Origin of the sequence: Pantoea sp. BJ2 (assembly GCF_040255075.1) — a bacterium.
GTDB classification, from domain to species: domain Bacteria; phylum Pseudomonadota; class Gammaproteobacteria; order Enterobacterales; family Enterobacteriaceae; genus Pantoea; species Pantoea leporis.
In genome coordinates, this window is record NZ_CP158292.1 from 831,545 (window position 1) to 858,522 (window position 26,978).

A 26,978-nucleotide genomic window follows, 5' to 3' on the forward strand; every position below is an offset into this window, starting at 1 on the left:
TAATTGTGAAGACGTTCTCCTGGTTAATTCTATTTTTGGTCGGTGCAGCGATTTATCCCTGCCTGGCGCAGAGCCAGGAGAACGTGCCATTAGGTTTCGAAGAGTTATTACTGGGTCAGCATGAATTACTGTCTGTGCGTTTAGCCAGCCATGACTTAGGGCTTTATGATGCGCTGGTAAAACCTGATGAAATCCAGTTTTCGCAACCAGAAAAATTGGTTCAGCGGATCAAAGAAATTTATGGTTTAAGTGAGGAACACGAAAAAAAGCTAACAACGGCTTTGCGTCAGCCACTCGCCCGTAATGGGCATAAAGCCTGTTTAAATGATGTTTCCTCAATACGTTGTGGGCAATTGGATACCGAAAGTGCTGCGCTAATTTATAATGAAAGCCGCAATGATGTTGATCTGTTTATTAACGTCACATGGCTGCCACTAGCCCCTGTGGGTACTGGCTATTACGCACCTGCGCTGAACGCGCACAATGCACTTATCCATCAGCAGCAAATCAATATCGCTACGTCTGACACAACTAAAAATATCAGCATTATAGGAAATGGTGCATTGGGATTGGGCGAAAAAAGTTATCTCTCCGGTAGCTGGCAAGCATTGTTCAATCAACAATCACATTACACGGAAAAAACATTTCGCCATGATGATCTGTATGTTCGTCATGATATTGGCACACGCCGCTATGTTCAGGTTGGCGAAATGGATAAGCGCAATCTCTATGGCGCGCTCGGCGGAAATTTTAATTTATCGTTATTACCGCTGCCTAAATTTTATGGAGTACGGCTGGGCACCACCCAAAGTTACGTTAATAACAGTGAAGAGAGCGAAACAACAACACCTATCACCTTATTATTATCGCGAACCACGCGGGTGGATGTTTATCGCGATGATGAACTGTTGGGTACGCAATACCTGCCCGCAGGCGTGGTGAAACTAAATAGTCAGGCATTTCCCCAGGGACGTTATCTTTTAACGTTGAAATTCTATGAAGAGGGCGCATTAAGCCGCGTACAACAATACCCGTTTAGCAAAACGACGCTGCAGCAGGGTCCGGCAGATTTTCAATGGTTCACACAGCTGGGGAAGGTGGCTGAGGCCGTTAATTCGGTGCCAGACGTTAAAAATCCTCCCCCTTTTGCATTGCAGAGTGGCTTCAGAACGCGCCTTGCCGAACCGCTGACGATCACCAGCGCCGTTTCAGTGCTGGCAGGAGAAAGCTTTAATGAAACCCGTCTGGATTGGCAAAACGTCTCATCCCTCGGAATAGTCAATTTGGGAATCGGGGCAATGGCGAGCAAACATGGGCTGGCTGGCAATATTCAGCAGCTTACAATGACTAAAGGCGCAACGCTTTCCTTATATCGTTATCAGCAGCAAGGTAAAACCTGCATATCGGCCACGCACGCAGGTCAATATCGTTGTTCACAGAGTCTGAATGCAACGCTTTCTGGTCAACTTGCGGGTAACGCGGTGTCGCTGGGATACAGCAAGAGCCGCGCCTCAGTAACGCCTGACGTTAGGGTTGATCCCGCGCCTTCATATCCGCGCTATGCAGATCAGCAGGCCAGTAAACAGACGCGCTGGCAGCTGGATATCAGCCGCAGTTTCACACTTAACACGCTATTAGTGTCGGCGCGTGCGGGCATCTTTCGTAGCATAAATAGCGGTCAGGAACCCGATCGCGGTGGATACATCGGTATTTCCCTGTCCTATGTGCCGCGCGAGGAAGCCGCTTCGGATCGGCGTCACACTTCGCAGATTGGAGGCGAGTATCGCCTCCAACACAGCCAGGGGGCTGAAATGGGGTGGCAGGCTTCACATGCGGTTTCATGGTTTGCTCCGGAATATCGTGAATTAAGCGTGACCGCGACGGGCAGCCAGGGAGGCGAAATGTATTCTCAGCTCTCGGGGCGACGTGATGGGATGCATGGCAACGTCTATGGAACCTTATCCCATAACCAGGGTGGAACCAGTTTAACCGGAAGCTATAACTCGGCCTTCGCCGCCACGTCTCAGGGATTTTGGTCGGGCAGCAGCGCAGGCAGCACGGATTCTCCGGCGGGTGTGGTGGTAAGCGTGGATGCTGACAGCGCGTTATCGGGTCCAGCGGCAGAAGTCATGGCCAATGGCCATACTTATGCGCTCAATTTTGGCGACAGTGCTTTTCTTCCGGCGGTGGGATATCAATCGGGCACGCACCGCATTCGTGAGAGCACATCGAGTGATAATCAGCAGGCCGCCACGCTCAGTACCGGTGGCAGTGAACAATCATTGTTTTTGCTGCCGGGTAAAATTGTGCAGCGCAAGGTAAAAGCGCGGCTGAATTTAACCTATGTCGGACGGGCGCTCAAAGAAAATGGTATGCCATTGCGCGACGCCAGGGTGATAAATACACCGGCGCAATTAGATAGCGACGGCGGCATGTTATTTGATAGCGCACAGCGCATCACCACGCTTTATCTGCAGGAGTCGATGCAGATATACGCCTGCGCGCTACGTGTGAAGCAGCGTAAAAATGCTGTGCAGTTTGTTGGTGAAGTGATGTGTCCGCTTATAGATGTGGCGGCGCTACCAGACGCGATGCGCAACAATATAAGCCTCGCTGCGTTTAATAACCCTTAATGGCTTCAAAAGCGAGTGACAAACAATGCACTTTTTAACCCTGAGCTCACGCATATATAAGTGGGTAGGCATAATAATATGCGGCACGATGTTAATCACGCCGGTGGCCCATGCCGATCAGGAAGCGAGTGATATTAATAAAATTGTCACCGCCGCTGTATCCAAACAAAAACTACCGAGCAAAATTGATATTTTTGTACGCGAAATTGCTGGCTGGAAGGTGGATGATGCCCGGCGCTGGGGCTATGGCACCTATTTGTGCGACTCATCAACTGATCCGCAGCACGGGGCATGTGAAACGAGCGCGAAATATTCTGGCGGCGAAGCGGAATCTGAAATCGTATTAACTTTCACTGAGCGTAAAACGAAAAATAGCGTCAATCTGAAATTGATCGCTTACCGGCAGCCTTATGGGCGTGGCGAGGCTGCACGCTGCACCGGAGGCTATTTTACCCATGAACACTATGCCATTAACGATAAGTTCTCGCCCAACTGTGGCGGCTATCTGCGCCAGGGATCGGGCCTGAGCGTCTATATCAGTGCAGATCAGCTCGCGCTGTTGCCCAGCGGCGGCATATGGGAAGCCGATTTAAAAATAAATGTGATGCAGGGAGAGCCGTTTCAAAAAGCCGCGGAATGGCGCGTAAATATCCAATTGAATATCGATGACAATGCGGCGCAACTCTATTTTCCCGCGTTTCATACCGCTACGCCGCGTATGGCGCTTAACTTGCGTGATACGGGAAAAAATATGGCGGGCGCAGGCCACAGCTATCTGGATATGTGCATGTACGATGGTTATGGCGCCAACAGTCAATCTCTGCAATTAACGCTCTCTGATGGCGTAATGTTGCCCGATCGCAGCAGTACCGATTTCACGATTATTAAACAAGGCGCTTTGAACACGGATAAAAGCCAGCGTATCGATTTTCAGGCATTCGTGGAGTGGAATGGCATGACGCGTCAATTCACTAACCAGTCCGCGCTGATCATTCCCCGTAACGACTACGGTGACTACCGCTTAGTGATGTTGCCGGGAATCAATGTTCCGGTGGCCTGTACGCTGGGACGATTACGCTTATCGACGCCGGCCTTTGATCACGCGACTAAGGCGGCGGGTCAGTACTCAGGCACGCTGAGGCTGGAATTCAAAGTCGAAACCGGCATTCCGTAGCAGGCTGCGGGTTGTGGGAATCAAAAAAGGGCGCCGCTTTGGGCGCCCCTGAATTTAGGCCACCTGAACCGGCAACGCCTTAGCGAGGCGCTTCATTTCGTTATCGCCTTCGAAGTAGGCAACTTTCGGCTGCCAGCTGCGTGCGACTTCATCTTCGACCTGCACGTAAGAGCAGATGATCATGATGTCACCAGCGCAGGCGCAGCGTGCGGCGGCACCGTTGACTGAGATGATCTTCGAGCCACGTTCAGCGGCAATCGCGTAGGTGGAAAAACGCTGGCCGTTGGTGACGTTGTAAATGTCGATGGCTTCGTATTGCAGAATGCCGGAGGCGTCGAGGAAATCCTGGTCAATGGCGCAGGAACCTTCGTAATGCAAATCTGCCTGAGTGACTTTAACGCGATGCAGTTTGCCTTGAAGTACGGTGCGAATCATAACTGTCTAACCTTGTTAAGCTGCCAATAAACAACGGAAAACTACTCCGTCAGATCCACTTGCTGATTATCAATCAGACGCGCATTGCCGAGCCATGCGGCCATCAAAATCACCGCGCGCTGGCTGTCCACGTTCAGCGCTTGTAAGGTTTCGGCATCGCAAATCGCCAGTCCATCCGGACGGAAACCCTTCTCACGCAACACCACTTCCGCTTGCTCGATAATCTCTTCAACATGGCGCTCGCCGTTGCTCAGACGTTCGGCCATGCTGTTCATCACCTGGCTAAGACCGGCTGCAATATTACGCTCGTCGGCGGTGAGATAGCCATTGCGCGAACTCAACGCCAGGCCATCTTTTGCGCGTACCGTTGGCACGCCCACAATCTCGATATCGAAGCCCATATCCGCCACCATCTTGCGGATAATCGCCAGCTGCTGGAAATCCTTCTCGCCGAAGCAGGCGATGTCTGGCTGCACCAGATTAAACAGTTTGCTGACGATGGTGGAGACGCCGCGGAAGTGTCCCGGACGGCTGGCGCCTTCCAGCAGCGATGATAAACCCGGCACTTCCACAAAGGTTTGGCTATCCAGGCCTTTGGGATAGACATCGGCGGGCGCGGGCGCAAACACCAGATCCACGCTATGACGATTCAGCTTCTCGCAGTCGTCCTGCAGCGTGCGCGGATAGCGCGCTAAATCGTCGGGACGATCAAACTGCATCGGATTGACGAAAATCGAGACCACTACAACGTCAGCGCGCTCACGCGCTTCATCGACCAACGTCAGATGACCGTCGTGCAGGTTGCCCATGGTGGGCACCAGCGCAATACGTTTACCTGCCTGACGCCAGCGACGAATCTCACGACGCAGCATCGGCAGTGTTTCAATGATCAGCACTGCAAATCTCCTGATTTACTGGAAACTGTGTTCAGCGGCTGGATAGAGGCCCGCTTCAACGTCGGCGATATAGTGGCGAATCGCTGCACGAATGTCGCCGGTTTCTGCGAGGAAATTTTTGGCAAATTTGGGAATGTGACCGCCGGTAATGCCAAAGGCGTCGTGCATCACCAGAATCTGACCGTCAGTGACGTTGCCCGCGCCGATGCCGATCACCGGCACCGACAGCGCTTTCGTAACGCGTTCCGCCAGCGCCACCGGTACGCACTCCAGCACCAGCAGCTGCATACCGGCGGCTTCCAGCGCCAGCGCATCGGCCAGCAGACGTTCAGCGGCGGCTTCATCGCGGCCCTGCACTTTGTAGCCACCGAAGATGTTCACCGACTGCGGCGTCAGGCCCAAATGGCCGCACACCGGGACGGCGCGCTCGGTTAGCATACGCACGGTTTCCGCCAGCCACTCGCCGCCTTCCAGCTTCACCATATTGGCGCCCGCGCGCATCAGCTGTGCGGCGTTAGTAAACGTCTGTTCTGGCGTGGGGTAACTCATAAACGGCAGATCGGCCATCAGCAGCGCCAGCGGTGCGCCACGGCGCACGGCAGCGGTGTGATAGGCGATATCGTCCACGGTGACCGGCAAGGTCGATTCATGGCCCTGCACGGTCATGCCGAGCGAATCGCCAATCAGCATTACCTGAATGCCTTCATCGGCAAACAGGCTGGCAAAACTGAAGTCGTACGCCGTCAGCGTGGCAAATTTGCGCCCGCTGGTTTTAAGTTGGCGTAAATGGGAGAGGGTTGTTGGTTTCATCACACGCTCCAGAGTTTTCTGATGCGCGCAGTGTACTACGGCTTACTCAGACCACAAACGGATAGCGCTGCGATCCAGGGTGGCAAGAATCACAGATAAGGCTTGTCCATTCGGCAGCGACAATTGCGGGGCAATTTCCAGCAGCGGCACCAGCATAAAAGCGCGATTGTGCATGTCGTAGTGCGGCACGGTCAGGCGCGGCGTGTTAATGGTCTGGTTGCCAAACAGCATGATATCGAGATCCAGCGTGCGCGGTCCCCAGCGTTCAGCTTTGCGCACGCGACCGTGTTGCAGCTCAATGCGCTGGGAATGATCGAGCAGCGCCTCAGCGTCCAGCGCGGTTTCCAGCGCCACTACCGCATTAAGGTAATCAGGCTGATCCGGCGGGCCGTACGGCGGCGTGCGATACAGGGAAGATGTGGCGATGCGCGAGGTATGCGGAATGGCATCGAGCGCGGCCAACGCTGCATCAACCTGATGCAGCGGATCGGCCAGATTACTGCCTAAAGCGAGGTAAACGCGGGTCATTGCGGACTGTTTGTGCGAGGCCCGGTTGGACGGCGACGCGGACGGCGCGGTTTACGGCGCGGGGCCGGATCGTCGCCCAGCGTGGTCATCATGGTTTTCTGCTGCACCGGTGCCGCCGCCTGGAACTCGCCCCACCAATGCGTCAGCTTTTGCAGCTCAGGATTGTTTTCCACGTCGGCACGCAGCGCCATCAAATCGTAAGCGGCACGGAACTTAGGATGCTCCATCAGCTTCCACGCACGTTTGCCGTGACGACGCGACATGCGCAGCTGCAGCTGCCAGATATCACGAATCAGCGTGGTGATACGCTTGGGAATCGCCAGCGCGCGGCAGGCTTCATCCAGCGTTTCGTTCATCGACAAGGCGAAAGCATCGTAATAAGTCAGGCCGCTTTCCTGCGCAATGCGTTCGGCGGATTCCAGCTGCGGATACCAGAACATTGCGGCAAACAGGAAGGCCGGATTGACGCGCATATCATTTTGCAAGCGGGTATCCGTATTTTTCAGAACCTGCGCCAGCATACGCTCCATCAGGCTGTCGCTTTCGGCGGTGAAACCGCGCGTCAGCATCGGGAACAGCGGCTGGAACAGCTGATATTCACGCATCATCTGATAGGTGCGGTAGCCGTAACCGGCCTGCAGCAGCTTGAGCGACTCTTCAAACATGCGCGCCGGCGGAATGTCATTCAGCAGCGTCGCCAGACGCGGGATCGGCTCGGCCGTTTCTGCCGCGATACGCATCTGCAGCTTGGCGGCGAAGCGCACCACACGCAGCATGCGCACCGGATCTTCGCGGTAGCGCGTTTCCGGATCGCCAATCATGCGAATGATGCCTTCGTGCAGATCGTGCAAGCCACCGACGTAATCACGTACGGTGAAATCGGCCACGCTGTAATAGAGGCTGTTGATGGTGAGATCGCGGCGTTGGGCATCGTCTTCAATGCTGCCGAAAATGTTGTCGCGCAGCAGCATGCCGTTCTGGCCGCGCTGCGAGCTGTTGCGATCTTCTTCGCTCTCTTCATGATGATGACCACGGAAGGTGGCGACTTCGATCACTTCCGGACCGAACATCACATGTGCCAGACGAAAACGACGACCGACCAAACGGCAGTTGCGGAACAGCTTGCGCATCTGTTCAGGCGTGGCGTTGGTGGTGATATCAAAGTCTTTCGGCTTGCTGCCGAGCAGCAAATCGCGAACGCCGCCGCCAACCAGGTAGGCTTCGAATCCGGCTTTGTTCAGGCGATAGAGCACTTTGAGGGCGTTTTCGCTGATATCTTTGCGTGAGATGTTGTGGCTTTCTCGTGGAATGACAGTCATCTGACCAGGACTTTCAGCTTCCACCTCTTCAGGCGCCTCCTCATCACGCTTGAGGACTCTCCGGCAAAAATTAGCGACTCGGGTAAAAATGGGACACCTCGACAGTGAGAAAAAGGGTGTTAATAAAATCAGCGGCTAATCATAGCCTGTTGAGAACCATTTAGGAATGGTGATGTCGTTTCATCCTCTTTAAGACCGTTCTGCAACGGAATCAGGCGGATATTCCACTGCGCGACGGCCTGTTTCAACAGGCTTTCCAGCGATTCATCCTGCCAGCCAGCCGAAACCGGCTGACCAAGAAAGCGTAAAGCCTGCACCAGCAGCGGCCGCGCATCGCCAGCGGGCAGCGCGGGCGCATGATTCTGCTTGGAAAGCTTGTTGCCATCGCGATTGACCGCCAGCGGCAAATGCAGATAATCCGGCACTGGCCAGGCAAACTGCTGATACAGCGCAATCTGGCGCACCGTGGGCTCAATCAAATCCGCGCCGCGCACGATTTCCGTTACGCCCTGAAAATGGTCATCAACCACCACCGCGAGATTGTAGGCAAACAGCCCATCACGGCGATGGATAATAAAATCTTCCTGCGCCAGCTGCGCTTCAGCCTGTAAATGGCCACGCAGGCGATCGTCAAAGCCGCTAACCGGCGCATGCTGACGCAGGCGCAGCGCGGCGTTGTCCGGCGGCAGCTGCAAATCGCGGCAGTGACCATCGTAAAAACCGCCCAGCTGCTGGATGCGGCTACGCGTGCAGGTGCAGAAGTAACTTTGTCGATGCGTTTGCAGCCAGCTTAGCGCGGCGCGATAGGCATCGTGGCGCTGTGACTGCCATAAAACGTCGCCATCCCAGTAAAGACCATAATGTTCCAGCTGCTGCAAAATACGCGTTGCGGCACCGGGAACTTCACGCGGGGGATCGATATCTTCGATGCGCACCAGCCAGCGTCCCTGTTGCGCGCGCGCACTCAGGTAGCTGCCTAACGCAGCAATCAGCGAACCAAAATGGAGGTCACCAGAAGGGGAGGGAGCGAAACGCCCAATGCAGTTTGAAGGATTCATAACGAAGTGTACCGCACGTCGGGAAAACAGGGATTTTCCCGGCTGTGCGGTAGCAATTTGCTTACGGCCATTAGCCAGCCATCTGCTTCTCGCGGATTTCTGCCAGCGTTTTGCAGTCAATGCAGAGATCGGCAGTCGGACGCGCTTCAAGGCGGCGAATACCAATTTCTACACCGCAGGAGTCGCAGTAACCGAAATCGTCGTCATCCACTTTCTTGAGCGTTTTCTCAATCTTTTTAATGAGTTTGCGCTCACGATCGCGGTTACGCAATTCCAGGCTGAACTCTTCTTCCTGCGCAGCACGGTCGACCGGATCCGGGAAGTTGGCAGCTTCGTCCTGCATATGTGACACAGTGCGATCTACTTCATCCCGAAGTTGGTTGCGCCAGGCTTCCAGAATCTTACGGAAATGGCCTAGCTGGGCGTCGTTCATATACTCTTCGCCCGGTTTCACCTGATACGGCTCCACTCCAGCGATGGCGAGGATACTCAGGGACGATGTTTTACGGTTTTGCCCTTCTTGCATGTTGTTTCTCCTGGATAACACGCACTTCCCTAGATACGTCAAGTTGCATGTGTTGACTGTGTGCCTGCAACCTAAACGATTTAGGGCTTATCGATTCCCATAAAGGGAAAAAAACAGGCCGCTATAAATAGCAGAAGCCATCAAGGTTGGCAATTATTCCTGACCACTACTTGACAAGCCTCTGAACAATCGCGTATTCAGCGCCTCGCCCAGAACATTCCTATCACACCAAATTGCTTTAAATATTACAACGCTACGTTAATCGGTTGCGTAAGTAATATCTTTAACGGTGAAATTTGAGCTTGATACGCCAAAACTTCCACACCACCACGCTGCGCCTGTTCCAGTAGTTCTGCGTAGTGCACGTCGATATGGCGTGCCGGGGAAACGTCCTCAATCCCCGTATGCAGAACTGCGAACAACAAAACGGCTCGATGACCTTCTGCCACGATGGTGCTCAATTCGCGCAGATGTTTCTGTCCACGAGCCGTCACCGCATCCGGAAAATAGCCTTTACCTGCTTGTAAAAGGGTGACGGACTTGACTTCAATATAGCAGTTGGATCGGCCATCCGCTTGCAGCAGGAAGTCAATTCGGCTTTTTTCCGTGCCGTATTTCACTTCAGGCTGGCAGCGGCTGTAAGCGGATAATTCCGGAATCGTGTCGAGCGTCAGCGCCTCGCGCACCAGCTGATTGGCGCGCAGCGTATTCACGCAGATCCAGTGGCCTTGTTGGGTCTCGGTGAGTTCCCAACTGTGCGGATATTTCCGCGTGGCACTGCTGGATGTCGAATACCACACGGTATCGCCCGGCGTGGCACAGCCGGTCATCGCACCGGTATTGGCGCAGTGAATGGTCAGCGTTTCACCTTCTGGCGTAACCACATCGGCTAAAAAGCGTTTGTAACGGGCAATCAAGCGGGCGGGTTTAAGCGGCGGATCGAATTCCATTTACTCTCCTGTGGATGATAGTAGCGGCCAGCGGGCCAGCGCCTGATAACGTGTGCGGCCGCGCGTCACGTTCGAAGCGAACAGCGCAAAATGGCGGATATCGGTGCGCCAGTGAAAACCGCGCGGCGGCAGCGCGATCTGTGACGCTGCTTTGCGCAACAGCGTGACGTGCGGATGAAACGGCTGCGGGCTCTGTGCGCAGCCATGACGTGCGGCTTGTGCGCGCAGCAGGCTGGCGAGCTGCAGTAATCCGCGCGGCGCCCGCTGACAACCGAGCCACACCACGCCGGGACGCGGCCAGTGACCGGCGTCATCCAAATCGAGGGCAAAACCGGGCTGTTCGATGCGTGAGGCCAGCAGCTGCAGCTTGCGTGACGTCTCATCGCTGACCTCGCCGAGAAACGCCAGCGTCAGGTGCAGGTTAGCCGCCGCCACCGGTTTCCCGGCTTCGGCAGCAAAATTATCCGCGCGCCACTGCACCAACTGTTGCTGGAGCGGAGCGGGCAGTTCAAGAGCAAAAAACAGACGTTGCGTTGCCAGGTTGGCCTCCGGTAATCCGCGCCTCAGAGTGCTACAATGCGCGCCATCTTAGCACAGGCATTTTGGGAGTTGAGTTTGAGTGAGTTACCGGTAAGCGAGGTGCTGCCTGCGTTGCTGGACGCGCTGGCGCAGTCGCCGCAGGTGTTGCTGGCGGCGCCGACCGGCGCAGGTAAATCGACCTGGCTGCCATTACAACTGCTGCAACACACCCCATTGCCCGGCCGCATCATCATGCTGGAGCCGCGCCGACTGGCGGCACGCAACGTGGCGCAGCGTCTGGCAGAACAGCTTGGCGAGCAGCCGGGCGGCACCGTTGGCTATCGCATGCGCGGTGAAAACTGCTGCGGTGCCAACACGCGCCTCGAAGTGGTCACCGAAGGCATTTTGACGCGCATGTTGCAGCGCGATGCGATGCTGGAAGGCGTCTCGCTGGTGATCCTCGATGAATTCCATGAACGCAGCCTGCAGGCCGATCTCGCGCTGGCGCTGCTGCTCGATGTGCAGCAAGGATTGCGCGACGATCTGAAAATTCTGCTGATGTCTGCCACGCTCGATAATCAGCGTTTGCGTCAGCTGCTGCCGGATGCGCCCTTTGTGGTCTCTGAGGGCCGCAGCTTTCCGGTCACGCGCCGCTATGCCTCACTCAACAGTCAGCAACGTTTTGAAGAAGCGGTAGCGCGCGAGGTGGCGCAATTGCTGCGCGAAGAGTCAGGATCGCTGCTGCTGTTCCTGCCCGGCGTGGCGGAGATCGAACGGGTTAAGCGCGAGCTGGAAGCGCGGGTCAGTGACGAGGTGGATCTTTCTCCTTTATATGGCGCGCTGTCGCTGGAGGCGCAACGCCGCGCCATCCTGCCGTCTCCGGCGGGCCGCCGCAAAGTGGTGCTGGCGACCAACATCGCCGAAACCAGCTTGACCATCGAAGGTATCCGCTTAGTGGTCGATAGCGCGCTGGAGCGCTCGGCACAGTTTGACGTGCGCAGCGGCGTGACGCGGCTGCAAACGCAGCGTATCAGCCAGGCGTCGATGACGCAGCGCGCCGGTCGTGCTGGTCGTCTGGAACCTGGCATCTGCCTGCACTTACTGCCACAAGAGCAGGCGCTGCGTGCGGCGGCGCAGAGTGAACCGGAAATTCTCAATAGCGATTTGACCTCGCTGCAGATCGATCTGCTGCAATGGGGATGTCAGAATGCGTCGCAGCTTATGTGGCTTGACGCGCCGCCGCCGCGCAACTTGCGTGCGGCGTGCGAGCGGTTAACCCAGCTAGGCGCGCTGGAGAATCACCAGCTCAACGCGCGCGGTCGAAAAATGGCCGCGTTGGGCAGCGATCCGCGCCTGAGCGCGATTCTGGTGGCTGCCGGGCAAAACAACGATGCCATCGCCAGCGCCGCGCTGCTGGTGGCGATTCTGGAGGATCCGCCACGCAGCGGCAGCGCAGATCTGCGTGATGCGCTAAATCATCCGCAGTCGCACTGGCAGCGCCGCGCGCGTCAGTGGCAGAAGCGCCTCAACGCCAGCGGCGGCACCATTAATCCCGACCTGTTCCCGCAGCTGCTGGCCGCCGGTTTTGCCGATCGTCTGGCGCAGCGTCGTGGCGACAGCGCGCGCTATCAGCTGGCGAACGGCATTGGCGCGATGCTTAACGAGCAGGATGATTTGCGCCGCTATGAGTGGCTAATTGCACCGGCACTGCTGCAGGGCGCCAGCGCCGCCGATGCGCGCATGTTACTGGCGCTGCCGGTGGATATCGACGCGCTGCGCCGCGAATGCCCCACCTTAATTGAGCAGCGTACCGACGTGGAGTGGGACGAAGAGAAAGGCACTTTGCGCGCGTGGAAACGCGAACTGATCGGCGCGCTGGTCCTAAAAGCGCAGCCGCAGGCACGCCCGGAGGCGGAAATATTGCATCCGGCGATGCTGCGCTGGATCCGCGAAAAAGGATTGTCGGTGCTGGGCTGGAAAGAAGACGCCGAACAGCTACGCTTGCGGGTGCACTGTGCCGCGCAGTGGCTGCCGGAAGAGGCGTGGCCGGCGCTGGACGATGAAAGCCTGCTCGATACGCTTGAAAGCTGGCTGCTGCCGGAGATGAGCGCGGTACGCGATCTGAAAGGATTGCAGAGCATCAACCTTGTCAGCGCATTATTACATTTGCTGACATGGTCACAACGTCAGCGGCTGGATACTGTGCTGCCAACTCATTACACTGTGCCGACCGGAAGCCGCCTGCCGATCCGCTACGATGCAGAGAAGCCACCCGCGCTGGCGGTGCGGATTCAGGAGATGTTTGGCGAAGCACAGAATCCGGCGGTGGCCGATGGCCGCGTACCGCTGGTGTTAGAGCTGCTCTCGCCCGCGCACCGTCCGCTGCAGATCACCCGTGACCTCGCGGCGTTCTGGCGTGGTGCGTATCCCGAAGTGCAGAAAGAGATGAAAGGGCGCTATCCAAAGCATCCGTGGCCGGACGATCCGGCCAACGCCTTACCCACAAGGCGGACCAAGAAATTTTCATCGTGAAACGCTGTGGACCGAATTCAGAGGGTTCTGCCATGCGCAGCACGAGAAAGCAGTTAGAGTAACGGCCGCCGCCGTAGCAATACCTGGAGAATAAAAGCATGTCTGGGAACGATCGCGAACCTATTGGGCGCAAAGGAAAAGCGCCAAAGCCGCCGCGCAGCAGTGCGCGTCGGGGTCGCCGCAGGGAACTTGATGATGATATCGATCAGGACGATTTTGACGAAGAAGATGAGGAGAGTGGACCGGTGCCACCAAAAAGTAAAAAACGTCCGCCACGCGGCAAACGTCGCTGGTTGGGCTGGTTGATTAAACTCTTCCTGGTCTTTGTGGTGGTGATGGCCGCCTGGGGCGTCTATCTCGACTCGGAAATCCGCAGCCGCATCGACGGTAAAGTGTGGCAACTGCCTGCCGCCGTTTATGGCCGCATGGTCAGCCTTGAACCGGGCATGTCGTACGACAAAAAAGAGATGATTGCGCTGCTGGAAGGCACGCAGTATCGCGAAGTGTCGCGCATTACCCGTCCGGGCGAGTTTAGCGTCAAAGGCAACACCATTGATCTGCTGCGCCGTCCGTTTGATTTCCCGGACAGCAAAGAGGGGCAGATCAACGCGCGCCTGACCTTTAGCAACAATGAGCTGAGCGAGATTAAAAACCTTGATACCGGCCGCGATTTTGGCTTCTTCCGCCTCGATCCGCGCCTGATCACCATGTTGCAGTCGCCGAACGGTGAACAGCGTCTGTTCGTGCCGCGCGCCGGTTTCCCGGATCTGCTGGTGAGTACCTTGATCGCCACTGAAGATCGCCACTTCTACGAGCACGACGGCATTAGCCCGTATTCGATTGGTCGTGCGTTCCTCGCCAACATCACCGCCGGTAAAGCGGTGCAGGGCGGTAGTACGCTGACGCAGCAGCTGGTGAAAAACCTGTTCCTCACCAACGAGCGTTCGCTGTGGCGTAAAGCGCGTGAAGCCTATATGGCGGTGATCATGGATGCGCGCTACAGCAAAGATCGCATCCTCGAGCTGTATCTCAACGAGGTGTATCTCGGCCAGACCGGTAATGACCAGATCCGCGGTTTCCCGCTGGCGAGCCTTTACTACTTTGGTCGTCCGGTGGATGAGCTGAGCCTCGATCAGCAGGCGATGCTGGTCGGCATGGTGAAAGGTGCGTCGCTGTACAATCCGTGGCGTAACCCGAAACTGGCGCTGGAGCGACGTAATCTGGTGCTGCGTTTGTTGCAGCAGCAGAACGTCATCGATCAGGAACTGTATGACATGCTGTCGGCGCGTCCGCTTGGCGTGCAGCCAAAAGGCGGCGTGATCACGCCTCAGCCGGCATTTATGCAGATGGTGCGTAACGAGCTGCAGGCTAAGCTCGGCGACAAAATGAAAGATCTCTCCGGCGTGAAGATTTTCACCACGCTGGATGCGATTTCGCAGGATGCCGCAGAGAAAGCGGTGATTGAAGGCATTCCAACGCTGAAAAAACAGCGTGGCCTGAAAGATCTGGAAACCGCGATGGTGGTAGTGGACCGCTTCAGCGGTGAAGTGCGCGCCATGGTCGGCGGTGCCGATCCGCAGTTCGCCGGTTACAACCGCGCGCTGCAGGCACGTCGTTCGATTGGCTCGCTGGCAAAACCGGCCACCTATCTCACCGCGCTGAGCCAGCCGAACAGCTATCGCCTCAACAGCTGGATCGCCGATGAACCGATTGCGCTGAAACAGCCGAACGGCAGCATCTGGAAACCGATGAATGACGATCGTCGTTTCAGCGGCAAAGTGATGCTGGTGGATGCGCTGACCAACTCGATGAACGTGCCAACCGTCAACCTCGGTATGACGCTGGGACTGGATGCGGTGGTCGATACCTGGAACAAGCTCGGCGTGCCGAAAGATCAGCTGCATCCGGTGCCGTCAATGCTGCTCGGTGCGCTGAACCTGACGCCGATTGAAGTGGCGCAGGCGTTCCAGTCGATTGCCAGCGGCGGTAACCGCGCTGAGCTGTCGGCGGTGCGTTCGGTGATTGCGGAAGATGGCACGGTGCTGTATCAGAGCTATCCGCAGGCGCAGCGTGTTGAACCGGCGCAGGCGGCGTATCTGACGCTCTACACCATGCAGCAGGTCGCCGATCACGGTACCGCGCGTGCGCTGGGTGCGCGTTATCCTAAAGCGCATCTGGCTGGCAAAACCGGTACCACCAATGACCTGATCGATAGCTGGTTCGCCGGTATTGATGGCAAAGAAGTGGCGATTACCTGGGTTGGCCGCGATAACAACCAAACCTCGAAGCTGTACGGTGCCAGCGGTGCAATGCAGCTTTATCGCCGCTATCTCGACAACCAGGCGCCAATGCCGCTGGTGCTGACGCCGCCGGAAGATATCACGCAGATGAATATCGATTCTGCCGGTAACTTTATCTGCGGTACGGGCAGCAGCACATGGCGTTCGTTGCCGGTGTGGTCGCTGGATCCGAACGCGCTGTGTCAGCAGCAGCAAGAGCAGGTTCAGCAACAACAGCAGCAGTTGCAGCAGCAACAAGAGCAGCAACAGCAACAGCAGCAACAACAGCAGCCACAGAATGAGCAGAAAGATTCTGACGGCGTGGCGGGTTGGATTAAAGATATGTTCGGCAGCAAATAAGTTGCTGAGAAAACACAGGGCGCTGCGGCGCCCTTTTTTATTGGGATAGGTGGTTAGCTGGGCTGATTCTTACAGTTACTTTTGCGAATATCAATAACCATACCAGTACCTTGCGTCACGAGAACTTCCAGGCTTTTTACTGCAACGTCTCGTGCATGTAGCAGTGAATCTGCAGGTTCCTCGCCAAAATTAACGGTTCTCATCGGTGTGGCGGTACGCTCAGGATTGATGCAGTTCACTTTGACTTTATCCTCAATCCACTCTTCCGCCAGCGCCTGAGTCAGATTGACTACCGCAGCTTTTGCCGATGAGTAAAGGGCGTAAAAAGCCCGTCCACGAGTGTAAGAACTGGATGTGAAATTCAATAACATGCCGGAGTTGCAGGTTAACCGCTCTTTTGCCGCAATTGCCACGTTTACGGCTCCCAGATAATTAATGTTAATCAGCGCCATCACTTCCTGCTGAGTAAGCGTGGCGAGCGGTTTCTTAATCAAGACACCCGCAGTGTTGACGATAAAATCAATATTGCCATGCTCGACAACAATGTTAGTTAAATAGTTTTTTACGCTGTCGAGATGAGTAATGTCGATATCATTATGTGAACGACTGGCAATATGTACTTTGGCCCCACACAGCGTGGCAACTTTCATCATCTCCAGACCAATTCCGCTACCTCCACCAAAAATAACCATATGCTTATCGCGCAGGAAATCGAGATTTGCAGAATTCAATGCGTGTGAGCTTTTCTCCTGCAGCAATTTCTCTGCGATAAAGAGATCAAGTGGATGGGTGATTTTAATATTGTTCTCATCGCCCTCTACGGTAATAACACGCGTTTCAGGCAGCATATTACGCAATACTCCGCAGTCGCAGGTAAACGTAAACTTACCCATGGCCGCTGCTTTCTCATAAGCCTGGCGAATTTTTTCCAGACGAAATGCCTGAGGGGTCTGGCCTCGGCGCATGCTGGCACGATGAGGAATATTGGCAATGCAGCCATCATCGTGAACTTCTACTAAAGTATCTGCTGAGGGGATCACCACATCTACGGCGTCAAAGGATTCAAGTGCATCTACGCATTTGCGAATAATAGTGTCGCTAATTAATGGACGCACGGCATCATGCAGTAAGATTTTACAATGACCGTCATAGTTGATAAGGGTTTTCAGCGCGGAATATGTTGAGTCAAAACGTTCCTTACCGCCGTTCACCACTTTACTCACTTTGTGCCACTGATTTTTTGCCACCAACTCCCACATGTAATCGATGTACTCATTTTGTGAGACGATAATAATTTCATCAATGTCGGCCGATTTTTCAAAACGTTCGATGGTGTATTCAATCACGGCACGTCCCGCTAACTTGGCGAATTGTTTTGGCTTGTCGCTGCCAAAGCGGGTGCCTGTACCGCCAGAAAGTATTATGGCTACATTTTTCATTTTTTATTCCGCCGCTTGCGGTCTGAGTGATGAACAAATAATTTCAGCGATTTTCTCGCCCGCTGTTTTCTCCTCTATCTGCAGTTCCTCACGCAGGACTTGTTCCCGGCGCACTTTCATTGCATCGTGACCCGCGACAATGTTGTCTACAAAGGTGAAAATATCCTTTTCACACCAGGCAACGTCGTAGGCGTCATAAATGAATTCTGCAGTGCGGTTCAAACCGTGACAGGTTTCGTGAGTGAGGTAGAGGATGGGTTTTTTCGACGGCAGATATTCCAGCAGGAAGGAACCGGCGTCCGCAATGAGTGCATCGGAACGCGCAAAAGTCAGCGTGTAATCATGCCCGAGATCCCACTCCAGATTGGTGTGTTGCTGCGACGCGCGCTGTAACTGCTGATAAAGACTTTGTGCCGTTGGGTTGGCTTCACCTATCCATTGGCTCAGCAGCGGATGGGGGCGAATGATCAGATGAATGTCCTGACGCTCAATCAGTTTTAAGAACGCCGAGCAGTAAAGGCTGAACGTGGTGTACATCTTCTGGTCGCCAGGCAGTACGAAATGCGGCGTCCACAGGAAGGTGGTTACCGTTTGAGCCGGCAGGTTATCCGTGAGATGGAAACGACGCTGATAGTGGTCAAATTTAGGATGGCCGGTAACGTGCACATGGCGATTTCCTGCCTGACACTGCAGCGCAAACTCAGTTTTATGTTTTTCCGAGCGGGCAAATATCCACGTCGCCAGATTTTGACAAAGCAAATTATATTGATACACCATGCTCTCTGCGCCAATTCCGGTATCGAGCGCATAAGGGATGTAAGCGATTTTCACGCCGCGCTCATGCAGGTAGTCGCTGCGAAAGGCTTCGGGGCGTGCTTCGTCGTAAGGGTTTTGCAAGAACACCACATCGGGCTGACGCTGCTCCAACTGATAGTCTTCAAATCCTGTGTAATCCAGCCCTCTTTCACGCAGAATTTCACGCTGAATATCGCCGTTAACATCGCTCGCCTTCCAGTTCAGGTAAGGCACCACCACGATGCGGCAATCGAACGCGGGATTGGCCTGCATCGCCTCAATCACCGATTCAAAGTTCGTCCAACCCGGTGGCCACTGGAAGTAAAAGTCGACTTTAATTGGGCCTGAAGTGGAGGGTTTGAATTTGGCGGGCGCAACGATTTGACTCAACGGTTTTCTGAAGAGTGCGCGGTAATCTACCGTTCGATTTTCGATATCGCTTTTATCGAGCCGTTGTACACCGGCGTTGGGGAATACGCCCAGCCAAAGATCCTGCTGCATCAGGCTATTCCAGTGCACATCAAGGGCATATTGTGCCTGCGCACCACCTTGCAATTGCGCCTGCAGCGCCTCGTGATAGTTTTCAATCAGCGTGGTGTAATAGCGGTGATTTACGATATAGGCGCATGCGCACCACGCGAAGTTAGCGCGCACGATATAGTCCACGCTCTTTAACGGCGTGACTCGGCGATAATTGGCCGCCAGAAAAGCCACTTGCCAGTTGATTTGCGGCAGGGCGGCAAAGTAGCGGTTGAGATTGTCGTAGTTCTTCTGGCTTTCATTGAAGCTAAAATCATCCTCCAGAATCAGCACGCGCTCCCAGCCGTTATCGCGTGCCATCTCCAGCGCGGCGATATGCGATTGCGTGCAGCCGATGTAGCCCTTTTCATGCTTGATCGCGTCCAGGCGAACGATTTTTTCAGCGGTTAAACCCAGCTTTTTAAGTTGTTTAGTGATGCGGCTTAATCGGTCTTTGCGTTTCTTCAAATTGATGAAGATAACGCGATCAACAATGTTCCAGTTTATAGCGGTCATGAGTGTGTCTGCGGGAAGGAGAATGCAGGAGATAAGCAATTAGCGGGCCATTTTTTTAACTTTATGATTTTAATGGTTATCGTAGGTTTGATGCTCTGTCGGGATGAAATAAACTTCCTCTGTGCGGCAATGCAATTTCCCGATTGGCGGCCTCCGCTCCTTTTATTGCTGATTTATTATTTGCGATCATGAATATGCGCGATCTGGCTGTAAACGCCGCGCTTACAGGCATTAATCGTTGCGAATATGGCGCTATTTCGCCTAAAATCCGTGCGTCATAATAATCATTCTCGTTTGTATTCGCCTGCATCGACTTTTTTCGAGAGACCTCACTTATGAATACGCGAAACACCAATCCTTGTTTCTTACGCCCGCGTTCGCTGGCTTGGTTTATTTCACTGACTATGGGTACGTTCAGCGTGCAGGCGTTGGCAGAAGATACCGTGGTGGTTAGCGCCGATGGCGGCAGCGGAGTCGAGCAAGAGAAAGCGTGGGGCCCGTCGCCAACCATTGCGGCCAAACGCAGCGCCACCGGCACCAAAACCGATACGCCGATTGAGAAGAACCCGCAGTCAATCTCGGTAGTCACGCAGGAAGAGATGGCGATGAAAAACGTCACCAGCGTGAAAGGGGCTTTCAACTACACGCCAGGCGTGTTGACCGGTAACCGCGGTAGCTCCAATGTCATCGATGCGCTCTCTATTCGCGGCTTCAGCGAAACCAACACCAACCAATATCTTGATGGCCTGAAACTGCAGGGTGATAACTACTCTGAGTTTGCTATCGATCCCTATTTTCTTGAACGCGCCGAACTGTTGCGCGGTCCGGTTTCGGTGCTGTACGGCAAGAGCAATCCAGGCGGCGTGGTGTCGCTGGTGAGTAAGCGTCCGACGCAGGAGACGCTGCGTGAAGTGCAGTTCCAGATGGGCACAAACAATCAGTTCTCCACGGGTTTCGATTTCGGCGGCTCGCTGGATGATGACGGCGTTTACAGCTATCGCCTGACTGGTCTCGCGCGTAGCGCCGATGCGCAGCAGGATATGAACAAAGAGAAGCGCTACACCATTGCGCCATCATTCAGCTGGCGTCCGGATGAGAATACGCGTTTCGATTTGCTGACCTACTTCCAGAACGAACCGGAAACCGGCTATTACGGCTGGTTGCCGCGTCAGGGCACCGTGGTGGGCATCACGCGTCCTGACGGCAGTAGCTACAAGCTGCCGACCAACTTTGATGAAGGCGAAGACAGCAACAAGATTTCGCGCAACACCAGGATGGTGGGCTACAACTTCGAGCACAGCCTCAACGACACCTGGACGGTGCGGCAGAATTTGCGCTATGCGGATCTGAGAACGGATTATCGCAGCATTTATGGCAATGGTTTTAATGCCGCAACACAGCAAATCACCCGCGGTTCAGCGGTTTCTGATGAAAAGCTCAACCAGTTTGCAGTCGATAACCAGGCGCAGGCCAAATTCACCACCAGTCAAATTGATCACACACTGTTGCTGGGTGTCGATTTCCAGCGCACGCGTAATGATATTGATGCGCAATTTGGTACCGCATCACCGCTCAATGCCGTTAATCCACAATATGGCGACGACAGCGTGACGCCGTTCCCTAATCCTTATCAGCACCTCAATAAGCAGCGCCAAACCGGTTTATACGCGCAGGATCAGATGGAGTGGAACCGCTGGGTGTTAACCCTCGGCGGTCGTTATGATTACGCGATGAACTCGGTCTATGATCGCGTAGCCAGTAGCGTTGATCGCCAGAACGATCAGGCTTTCACCTGGCGTGGCGGGCTGAACTATGTGTTTGATAACGGTATCGCACCTTACTTCAGCTACAGCGAAGCCTTCATTCCGAACTCAGGTTCAACTTATGATGGTCAAGCCTTTGATCCTTCCCGCGCGAAGCAGTATGAAGCCGGTGTGAAATACGTTCCTAAAGATCGTCCGGTGGTGTTGACGGCGGCGGTGTATCAGCTGACCAAAACCAAAAACCTGACGGCCGATCCGGATACCCTTAACCACCCAAATGCCAGCATTCAGAGTGGTGAAATCCGCTCGCGTGGCGTGGAGCTGGAAGCCAAAGCCGCGCTGAATGCCAACATCAATATGACCGCGTCTTATACCTACACTGATGCGGAATACACCGAAGACACTAACCTGAAAGGCAAAACGCCGGTGCAGGTGCCGAAGCATATGGCATCGCTGTGGAGTGATTACACCTTCCATGAAACGGCGCTGTCGGGCGTGACGGTGGGTGCGGGTGTGCGTTATGTGGGCGAGAGCAAAGGGTTGTACGCCAGCGGCGACGATGTGAACCAAAACTTCGACGTAGCCGGTTACACCACCGTTGATGCCGCGCTTAAATACGATCTCGCACGCTTTGGCATGCCGGGCTCCACCATCGGCGTTAACGTCAATAACCTCTTTGATCGTGAATACGTCGCCAGCTGCTACCGCGACTACGCCTGCTACTGGGGCGCTGAGCGTCAGATTGTCGGTACTGCGACTTTCCGTTTCTAATCGTGTTACGCAGGTCGCCATCAATGGCGACCTACAGATTAACCAGGGATTATCATGCAGCATCCGCACCACGCAGAAACCACCTTCAGGCTGGATAACGTCAGTTTTCGTGTGCCAGGCCGCACGCTGTTGCATCCGCTGTCTCTTACCTTTGCACCGGGCAAAGTCACCGCGCTGATTGGTCATAATGGTTCCGGCAAATCCACGCTGCTGAAAATGCTCGGTCGTCACCATGCGGCGAGTGAAGGGCGCGTGTTGCTGAATGAGGACGCGGTAGATAACTGGGGCAGCAAAGATTTTGCGCGTCAGGTGGCGTATCTGCCGCAGCAACTGCCCGCGGCGGAAGGCATGACGGTGCGCGAGCTGGTGGCGATTGGCCGCTATCCGTGGCACGGCGCGCTGGGCCGCTATGGTCAGGAAGATCGCGATCGGGTGGAAGAGGCGATTACGCTGGTGGGATTAAAGCCTTTTGCCGGGCGTCTGGTGGATAGCCTTTCTGGCGGCGAGCGCCAGCGTGCCTGGCTGGCGATGCTGGTGGCGCAGAACAGTCGCTGCCTGTTGCTGGATGAACCGACCTCGGCGCTGGATATCGCCCATCAGGTTGATGTGCTGGCGCTGATTCAGCGTCTCAGCCGCGAACGTGGGCTGACGGTGATTGCGGTGCTGCACGATCTCAACATGGCAGCACGCTATTGCGATCGTCTGGTGGCGCTGCGCGGTGGCGAAGTGATAGCCGAAGGTGGCCCCGAGGTGATCATGCAGGCCGATGTGCTGGGCAACATTTACGGTATTCCGATGGGCATTTTGCCGCATCCGCTGGGCGGCGCGCCCGTCAGTTTCGTTTACTAAGGCTTCGCCATGTTCGACATTTCTCGCCGCCGCCTGCTGACGGCGCTGGCACTTTCCCCGTTGATGTCCGCGTTGCCGCTGCGTGCCGCCATACCGGATGCGCAGCGCATTCTGGCGCTGGAGTGGCTGCCGGTGGAGCTGCTGATGGCGCTCGGCGTGACGCCACTCGGGGTGGCCGACATGCACAACTACAACATTTGGGTCGGCGATCCGCAGCTGCCGTCCAGCGTTATCGATCTTGGCTTACGCACCGAGCCCAATCTGGAGCTGATGACGCAGCTCGAACCCTCGCTCATTCTGCACTCCAATGGCTATGGTCCGGCTCTGGATAAGCTGCGGCGCATCGCGCCAACCATGGGTTTTGACCTCAACAGCGGCGACGGCAAACCGCTCAGCACCGCGCGTCACTCATTGCAGGCGCTCGGCGCACGTCTTGGCCGTGAAGCGCAGGCCGTGCAGCATCTGCAGTATGTGGATGAACAGCTGGCGGCGGCGCGTGAACGCCTCAGGCCGTGGGCCGATCGTCCGGTGCTGCTGATGTCGCTGATGGACAGCCGCCACGCGATTACCTTCGGTAAAAACAGTTTGTTCCTTGAGGTGATGGAGATCCTTGGCTTGAGCAATGCCTGGCAGGGCGAAACCAACTTCTGGGGCAGTGCAGTCGTTGGGCTGGAGCGGCTGGCGGAAGTGGGTGATGTGCAGGTGATCTGCTTCGATCACGATAACGATCGCGATATGCAGCAGGTGATGGCCACCGCGCTGTGGCAGGCGCTGCCGTTTGTGCGCGCGCAGCGTTTCCAGCGCGTGCCGGCGGTATGGTATTACGGCGCGACCTCTTCGGCGCTGAAATTTGTCCGCGTGCTGGAACACGCGCTGGAGTCGCACTGATGCGCAATCGTCTTTTTCCCGTCGCGCTATTGAGTACGGTGTTTCTGCTGGCGCTGGCCTTAACCGTGATCAATCTGCGCCAGGCGCTGCCTATCGATCAATGGTCGCAGGCGTTTTTTGCGCCTGACGTCAACAACATCCAGCAAGTTGTGTTTCATCACAGTTTGCTGTCGCGACTGGCGCTGTCGCTGCTGGTTGGCGCGGGCCTTGGCCTCGCCGGTTTGCTGTTTCAGCAGGTGCTGCGCAATCCGCTGGCGGAACCCACCACGCTTGGCGTGTCGTCGGGCGCTCAGTTGGGGATTACCGTCGCGACGTTGTGGCATTTGCCGGGCGGCGAGCTAACGCAGCAGTTTGCGGCGATGGGCGGCGCGGTGATTGTCGGTATTCTGGTGTTCGGCGTGGCCTGGGGTAAACGTCTGTCGCCGGTGACGCTGATTCTTGCTGGGCTGGTGCTGAGTTTGTACGCCGGTTCGGTGAACCAAATCTTCGCGATCTTCAATCACGATCAACTGCAGAACATGTTCCTGTGGAGCACCGGCGCGCTCAACCAGCTGGATGGACACAACGTGGCCCAGCTGTGGCCGCGTCTGCTGCTGGCGTTTGTGGTGGCGCTGGCGCTGCTGCGTCCACTGACGCTGATGGGGCTAGATGATGGCGTAGCGAAAAACCTTGGTCTGGCGCTGTCGGCGGCACGTATTGCCGCGCTGGCGCTGGCGATTTTGCTTAGCGCGCAGCTGGTCAATGTTGCGGGCATTATCGGCTTTATCGGCTTGTTCGCGCCGCTGCTGGCGAAGATGCTCGGCGGACGTCGTCTGATGAGCCGCATGATTTTGGCCCCGCTGATCGGTGCGCTGCTGCTGTGGCTGGCCGATCAGTGTGTGCAGTGGCTTACCAGCCACTGGCGCGAAGTGTCTACCGGCACGGCGACCGCGCTGATCGGCGTGCCGATTTTGTTGTGGTTACTGCCGCGCCTGCGTACCGGATCGGTGCCGCCGGCGCTAAATCAGGGCGATAGCGTGCCGGCTGAGCGGCAGAACGTCTTACGCTGGTGTCTGATTGGATTACTGGTTCTGGGCATATTCAGCTGGGTTGGTATTACCTTTGGCCGCGATGCGCACGGCTTTGCGTGGGTGGGCGGCGATATGCTGCAGCAGTTGCTGCCGTGGCGCGCACCGCGCGTATTGGCGGCGCTGATTGTGGGCATGATGCTCGGCGTGGCGGGAGCGCTGATCCAGCGGCTCACCGGCAATCCGATGGCAAGCCCGGAAGTGTTAGGCATTAGCTCGGGTGCGGCGTGCGGCGTGGTGGTGATGATGTTCTTCGTGCCGGGCGATGCGGTGGCGTGGCTGTTGCCTGCCGGTGCGCTGGGTGCGGCATTGACGCTATTGATTATTATGCTGGTGGCGAGTCGCGGCGGCTTTTCGCCAGAACGCATGTTGCTGGCGGGCATGGCGCTTAACAGCGCGTTTGTCACACTTTTGATGGTGCTGCTGGCCAGCGGCGATCCGCGCATGGCGGGCTTGTTGAGCTGGATTTCCGGTTCAACCTACAACATCAATATGCAGCAGGCCGTGCAAAGCGCGGTGGTGGGTGTGGTGCTGATGGCGCTGGCGCCGCTGGCAAGTCGCTGGTTGACGCTATTGCCACTCGGCAGCGCTACCGCGCGTTCAGCGGGCATGGCGCTCACTACCTCGCGCCTCAGCCTGCTGCTGCTGGCGGCGGCATTAACTGCCACGGCCACGTTAACTATCGGGCCGCTGAGCTTTATCGGGCTGATGGCGCCGCATATTGTGCGCATGCTCGGGTTCCGCCGTGCGTTACCACAGGTGTTGATGGCCGGTTTGTTGGGCGGCGGCTTGATGATTTTCGCTGACTGGTGCGGCAGGATGCTGGCGTTTCCGGATCAAATTCCAGCCGGGTTGATGGCGACCTTCTTTGGTGCGCCGTATTTTATCTGGCTGTTGCGGCGGGCGTAATCAGGGTAACCCTGAATGGCGACTCCACAACGACGGTAGAGTGCGCCATTCAGACGGTTTTAAAGTTTCGCGAAGCTGCGGCGTGCCGCATCGATGGTGCGTTGAATATCTTCTTTACTGTGCGCCAGCGACATAAAGCCTGCTTCAAAAGCAGATGGCGCAAGGTAAACGCCTTCTTCCAGCATCAGGTGGAAGAAACGCTTAAAGCGCTCAACGTCACACTGAGTGACGTCCTGATAGCAGGTCACTTCATCGGCATCAGTGAAGAAAATCCCGAACATACCGCCCACGTGGTTGATCACCAGCGGAATATTTTCGGCTTTCGCTGCGGCCAGCAGGCCTTGTGCTAACTGCGTGGTCAGATCGGTCAACGTGCTGTGGGTGCCTGGCTGCGCAATTTGCGACAGACACGCGAAGCCCGCCGCCATGGCAATCGGGTTACCGGACAAGGTGCCGGCCTGATAAACCGGACCGGTTGGTGCCAGCGCATCCATCACATCACGACGACCACCAAAGGCACCGACCGGCATGCCGCCGCCGATGATTTTACCAAGACAGGTCAGGTCTGGCGTCACGTCGTAATAGGCCTGAGCACCGCCTAATGCGACACGGAAGCCGGTCATCACTTCGTCGATAATCAGCAGCGCACCGAATTCGTCACACAGCGCACGCAGGCCTGGTAGGAAGTCTGGCTGCGGTGGAATGCAGTTCATGTTGCCCGCTACCGGCTCAACGATGATGCAGGCAATATCCTCAGGATACTGCTCGAAAGCCGCACGCACGGTGCTGAGATCGTTATAGGTGCAGGTCAGCGTGTGCTTAGCGAAATCGGCCGGTACGCCCGGCGAGTTTGGCTGGCCGAGCGTCAGCGCGCCGGAGCCGGCTTTCACCAGCAGGCAGTCGGCGTGGCCGTGATAGCAGCCTTCGAACTTGATGATTTTGTCGCGATGGGTGAAGCCGCGCGCCAGGCGAATGGCGCTCATGGTGGCTTCGGTGCCGGAGTTAACCATGCGCACCATGTCCATGCTGGGCACCAGCTCGCACACCAGCTCGGCCATTTTCACTTCCATCTCGGTTGGCGCGCCGAAGCTCAGACCGCGCGCAGCCGCTTCAATCACCGCGTTACGGATGTTGGCGTTGTTATGACCCAGCACCATCGGGCCCCACGAACCGACATAATCGATATAGCCTTTGCCGTCGGCGTCATACAGATACGCACCGTCAGCGCGTTCGATGAACAGCGGCACACCGCCCACACCGGTAAATGCACGTACCGGGGAGTTCACACCGCCGGGGATCAGGCGTTGCGCTGCGGCATACAGGTTTTCTGACTTACTCATTGTTCTGCTCCTGCTGTTCGGTAAAAAATCTGGCGCCATTCTACGGGAATAACGGCTTGCGCTAAAGTTTAGGGTATATACTTTCCTGCGCATGCGGCGGCAC

The 26,978-nt window shown here is 56.0% G+C and carries 20 protein-coding genes; 8 read left to right on the forward strand and 12 right to left on the reverse strand.

Going from position 1 to position 26,978, the window contains the following annotated elements:
- The first annotated feature begins 5 nt into the window (after window positions 1-5).
- Both AAF463_RS03665 and AAF463_RS03670 read left to right on the forward strand, forming a co-directional pair.
- Complete coding sequence (locus AAF463_RS03665) at window positions 6-2,633, forward strand: TcfC E-set like domain-containing protein (protein WP_350261545.1); 2,628 nt, start codon at window positions 6-8, stop codon at window positions 2,631-2,633.
- Window positions 2,634-2,721: 88 nt separating this feature from the next.
- Window positions 2,722-3,807, forward strand: coding sequence for a CfaE/CblD family pilus tip adhesin (locus AAF463_RS03670; RefSeq protein WP_217549071.1), 1,086 nt, complete (start codon window positions 2,722-2,724; stop codon window positions 3,805-3,807).
- Between the two features lie 54 nt (window positions 3,808-3,861).
- Here AAF463_RS03670 and panD read toward each other — a convergent pair whose 3' ends face one another.
- The 9 genes from panD to thpR form a co-directional block, all read right to left on the reverse strand.
- A complete protein-coding gene (gene panD, locus AAF463_RS03675) occupies window positions 3,862-4,242 on the reverse strand; it encodes an aspartate 1-decarboxylase (RefSeq protein ID WP_007888760.1) in 381 nt (126 codons plus the stop codon).
- A 41-nt stretch (window positions 4,243-4,283) separates the two neighbouring features.
- A complete protein-coding gene (gene panC / locus AAF463_RS03680; RefSeq protein WP_350261546.1) occupies window positions 4,284-5,138 on the reverse strand; it encodes a pantoate--beta-alanine ligase in 855 nt (284 codons plus the stop codon).
- Between the two features lie 15 nt (window positions 5,139-5,153).
- Window positions 5,154-5,948: a 3-methyl-2-oxobutanoate hydroxymethyltransferase gene (panB, locus tag AAF463_RS03685; RefSeq protein WP_350261548.1), complete on the reverse strand. Its 795-nt coding sequence runs from the start codon at window positions 5,946-5,948 to the stop codon at window positions 5,154-5,156.
- 42 nt (window positions 5,949-5,990) lie between these two features.
- Window positions 5,991-6,476 carry a 2-amino-4-hydroxy-6-hydroxymethyldihydropteridine diphosphokinase gene (gene folK / locus AAF463_RS03690; protein WP_271460745.1) on the reverse strand — a complete coding sequence of 162 codons (486 nt, stop codon included), beginning with the start codon at window positions 6,474-6,476 and terminating at the stop codon, window positions 5,991-5,993.
- Window positions 6,473-7,885 carry a polynucleotide adenylyltransferase PcnB gene (gene pcnB, locus AAF463_RS03695; RefSeq protein WP_206098210.1) on the reverse strand — a complete coding sequence of 471 codons (1,413 nt, stop codon included), beginning with the start codon at window positions 7,883-7,885 and terminating at the stop codon, window positions 6,473-6,475. Before pcnB ends, folK begins: the two co-directional genes overlap by 4 nt.
- A gap of 38 nt (window positions 7,886-7,923) precedes the next feature.
- On the reverse strand, window positions 7,924-8,853 hold the full coding sequence (gene gluQRS / locus AAF463_RS03700; protein ID WP_101762066.1) for a tRNA glutamyl-Q(34) synthetase GluQRS: 930 nt from the start codon (window positions 8,851-8,853) through the stop codon (window positions 7,924-7,926).
- Between the two features lie 70 nt (window positions 8,854-8,923).
- Complete coding sequence (gene dksA, locus AAF463_RS03705) at window positions 8,924-9,379, reverse strand: RNA polymerase-binding protein DksA (RefSeq protein ID WP_007888770.1); 456 nt, start codon at window positions 9,377-9,379, stop codon at window positions 8,924-8,926.
- 245 nt (window positions 9,380-9,624) lie between these two features.
- Window positions 9,625-10,329: a DNA/RNA nuclease SfsA gene (sfsA, locus tag AAF463_RS03710; RefSeq protein WP_101762065.1), complete on the reverse strand. Its 705-nt coding sequence runs from the start codon at window positions 10,327-10,329 to the stop codon at window positions 9,625-9,627.
- Window positions 10,330-10,869: an RNA 2',3'-cyclic phosphodiesterase gene (gene thpR, locus AAF463_RS03715; protein ID WP_350261969.1), complete on the reverse strand. Its 540-nt coding sequence runs from the start codon at window positions 10,867-10,869 to the stop codon at window positions 10,330-10,332.
- A 36-nt stretch (window positions 10,870-10,905) separates the two neighbouring features.
- Between thpR and hrpB the strand changes: the two genes are divergently transcribed.
- Both hrpB and mrcB read left to right on the forward strand, forming a co-directional pair.
- Window positions 10,906-13,380, forward strand: coding sequence for an ATP-dependent helicase HrpB (gene hrpB, locus AAF463_RS03720; protein ID WP_350261549.1), 2,475 nt, complete (start codon window positions 10,906-10,908; stop codon window positions 13,378-13,380).
- Window positions 13,381-13,478: 98 nt separating this feature from the next.
- Window positions 13,479-16,019: a bifunctional glycosyl transferase/transpeptidase gene (mrcB, locus tag AAF463_RS03725; protein ID WP_271460747.1), complete on the forward strand. Its 2,541-nt coding sequence runs from the start codon at window positions 13,479-13,481 to the stop codon at window positions 16,017-16,019.
- 53 nt (window positions 16,020-16,072) lie between these two features.
- Here the strand turns inward: mrcB and AAF463_RS03730 are convergent, their stop codons facing one another.
- On the reverse strand, window positions 16,073-17,458 hold the full coding sequence (locus tag AAF463_RS03730; RefSeq protein ID WP_350261550.1) for a bifunctional cytidylyltransferase/SDR family oxidoreductase: 1,386 nt from the start codon (window positions 17,456-17,458) through the stop codon (window positions 16,073-16,075).
- Between the two features lie 3 nt (window positions 17,459-17,461).
- The gene (locus AAF463_RS03735; RefSeq protein ID WP_350261551.1) at window positions 17,462-19,288 is read right to left on the reverse strand and encodes a glycosyltransferase family 25 protein; all 1,827 of its coding nucleotides are present in this window, start codon (window positions 19,286-19,288) and stop codon (window positions 17,462-17,464) included.
- 335 nt (window positions 19,289-19,623) lie between these two features.
- Here AAF463_RS03735 and fhuA point away from each other — a divergent pair, with 335 nt between their 5' ends.
- Genes fhuA through fhuB form a run of 4 tightly spaced genes read left to right on the forward strand, consistent with a single transcriptional unit; the run spans window position 19,624 to window position 25,535 of the window.
- Window positions 19,624-21,822, forward strand: a complete 2,199-nt coding sequence (fhuA, locus tag AAF463_RS03740) for a ferrichrome porin FhuA (protein ID WP_350261552.1) — start codon at window positions 19,624-19,626, stop codon at window positions 21,820-21,822.
- A 54-nt stretch (window positions 21,823-21,876) separates the two neighbouring features.
- A complete protein-coding gene (fhuC, locus tag AAF463_RS03745) occupies window positions 21,877-22,671 on the forward strand; it encodes a Fe3+-hydroxamate ABC transporter ATP-binding protein FhuC (RefSeq protein WP_007888799.1) in 795 nt (264 codons plus the stop codon).
- Between the two features lie 9 nt (window positions 22,672-22,680).
- Complete coding sequence (fhuD, locus tag AAF463_RS03750; RefSeq protein ID WP_350261553.1) at window positions 22,681-23,559, forward strand: Fe(3+)-hydroxamate ABC transporter substrate-binding protein FhuD; 879 nt, start codon at window positions 22,681-22,683, stop codon at window positions 23,557-23,559.
- Window positions 23,559-25,535 (forward strand): Fe(3+)-hydroxamate ABC transporter permease FhuB, encoded by a 1,977-nt coding sequence (fhuB, locus tag AAF463_RS03755; protein WP_350261554.1) that lies wholly within the window; start codon window positions 23,559-23,561, stop codon window positions 25,533-25,535. The genes fhuD and fhuB overlap by 1 nt, the downstream gene beginning before the upstream one ends.
- Before the next feature lie 59 nt (window positions 25,536-25,594).
- Here fhuB and hemL read toward each other — a convergent pair whose 3' ends face one another.
- Window positions 25,595-26,875, reverse strand: a complete 1,281-nt coding sequence (gene hemL / locus AAF463_RS03760; RefSeq protein ID WP_008108498.1) for a glutamate-1-semialdehyde 2,1-aminomutase — start codon at window positions 26,873-26,875, stop codon at window positions 25,595-25,597.
- Window positions 26,876-26,978 lie beyond the last annotated feature (103 nt).

Coding starts and splice junctions, on each gene's coding strand:
- AAF463_RS03670 (WP_217549071.1), top strand. CDS start 2,722: ATGTTAATCACGCCGGTGGCCCATGCCGATCAGGAAGCGAGTGATATT.
- panD (WP_007888760.1), bottom strand. CDS start 4,242: ATGATTCGCACCGTACTTCAAGGCAAACTGCATCGCGTTAAAGTCACT.
- panB (WP_350261548.1), bottom strand. CDS start 5,948: ATGAAACCAACAACCCTCTCCCATTTACGCCAACTTAAAACCAGCGGG.
- folK (WP_271460745.1), bottom strand. CDS start 6,476: ATGACCCGCGTTTACCTCGCTTTAGGCAGTAATCTGGCCGATCCGCTG.
- gluQRS (WP_101762066.1), bottom strand. CDS start 8,853: ATGAATCCTTCAAACTGCATTGGGCGTTTCGCTCCCTCCCCTTCTGGT.
- dksA (WP_007888770.1), bottom strand. CDS start 9,379: ATGCAAGAAGGGCAAAACCGTAAAACATCGTCCCTGAGTATCCTCGCC.
- sfsA (WP_101762065.1), bottom strand. CDS start 10,329: ATGGAATTCGATCCGCCGCTTAAACCCGCCCGCTTGATTGCCCGTTAC.
- hrpB (WP_350261549.1), top strand. CDS start 10,906: ATGCGCGCCATCTTAGCACAGGCATTTTGGGAGTTGAGTTTGAGTGAG.
- mrcB (WP_271460747.1), top strand. CDS start 13,479: ATGTCTGGGAACGATCGCGAACCTATTGGGCGCAAAGGAAAAGCGCCA.
- AAF463_RS03730 (WP_350261550.1), bottom strand. CDS start 17,458: ATGAAAAATGTAGCCATAATACTTTCTGGCGGTACAGGCACCCGCTTT.
- AAF463_RS03735 (WP_350261551.1), bottom strand. CDS start 19,288: ATGACCGCTATAAACTGGAACATTGTTGATCGCGTTATCTTCATCAAT.
- fhuA (WP_350261552.1), top strand. CDS start 19,624: ATGAATACGCGAAACACCAATCCTTGTTTCTTACGCCCGCGTTCGCTG.
- fhuC (WP_007888799.1), top strand. CDS start 21,877: ATGCAGCATCCGCACCACGCAGAAACCACCTTCAGGCTGGATAACGTC.
- fhuD (WP_350261553.1), top strand. CDS start 22,681: ATGTTCGACATTTCTCGCCGCCGCCTGCTGACGGCGCTGGCACTTTCC.
- fhuB (WP_350261554.1), top strand. CDS start 23,559: ATGCGCAATCGTCTTTTTCCCGTCGCGCTATTGAGTACGGTGTTTCTG.
- hemL (WP_008108498.1), bottom strand. CDS start 26,875: ATGAGTAAGTCAGAAAACCTGTATGCCGCAGCGCAACGCCTGATCCCC.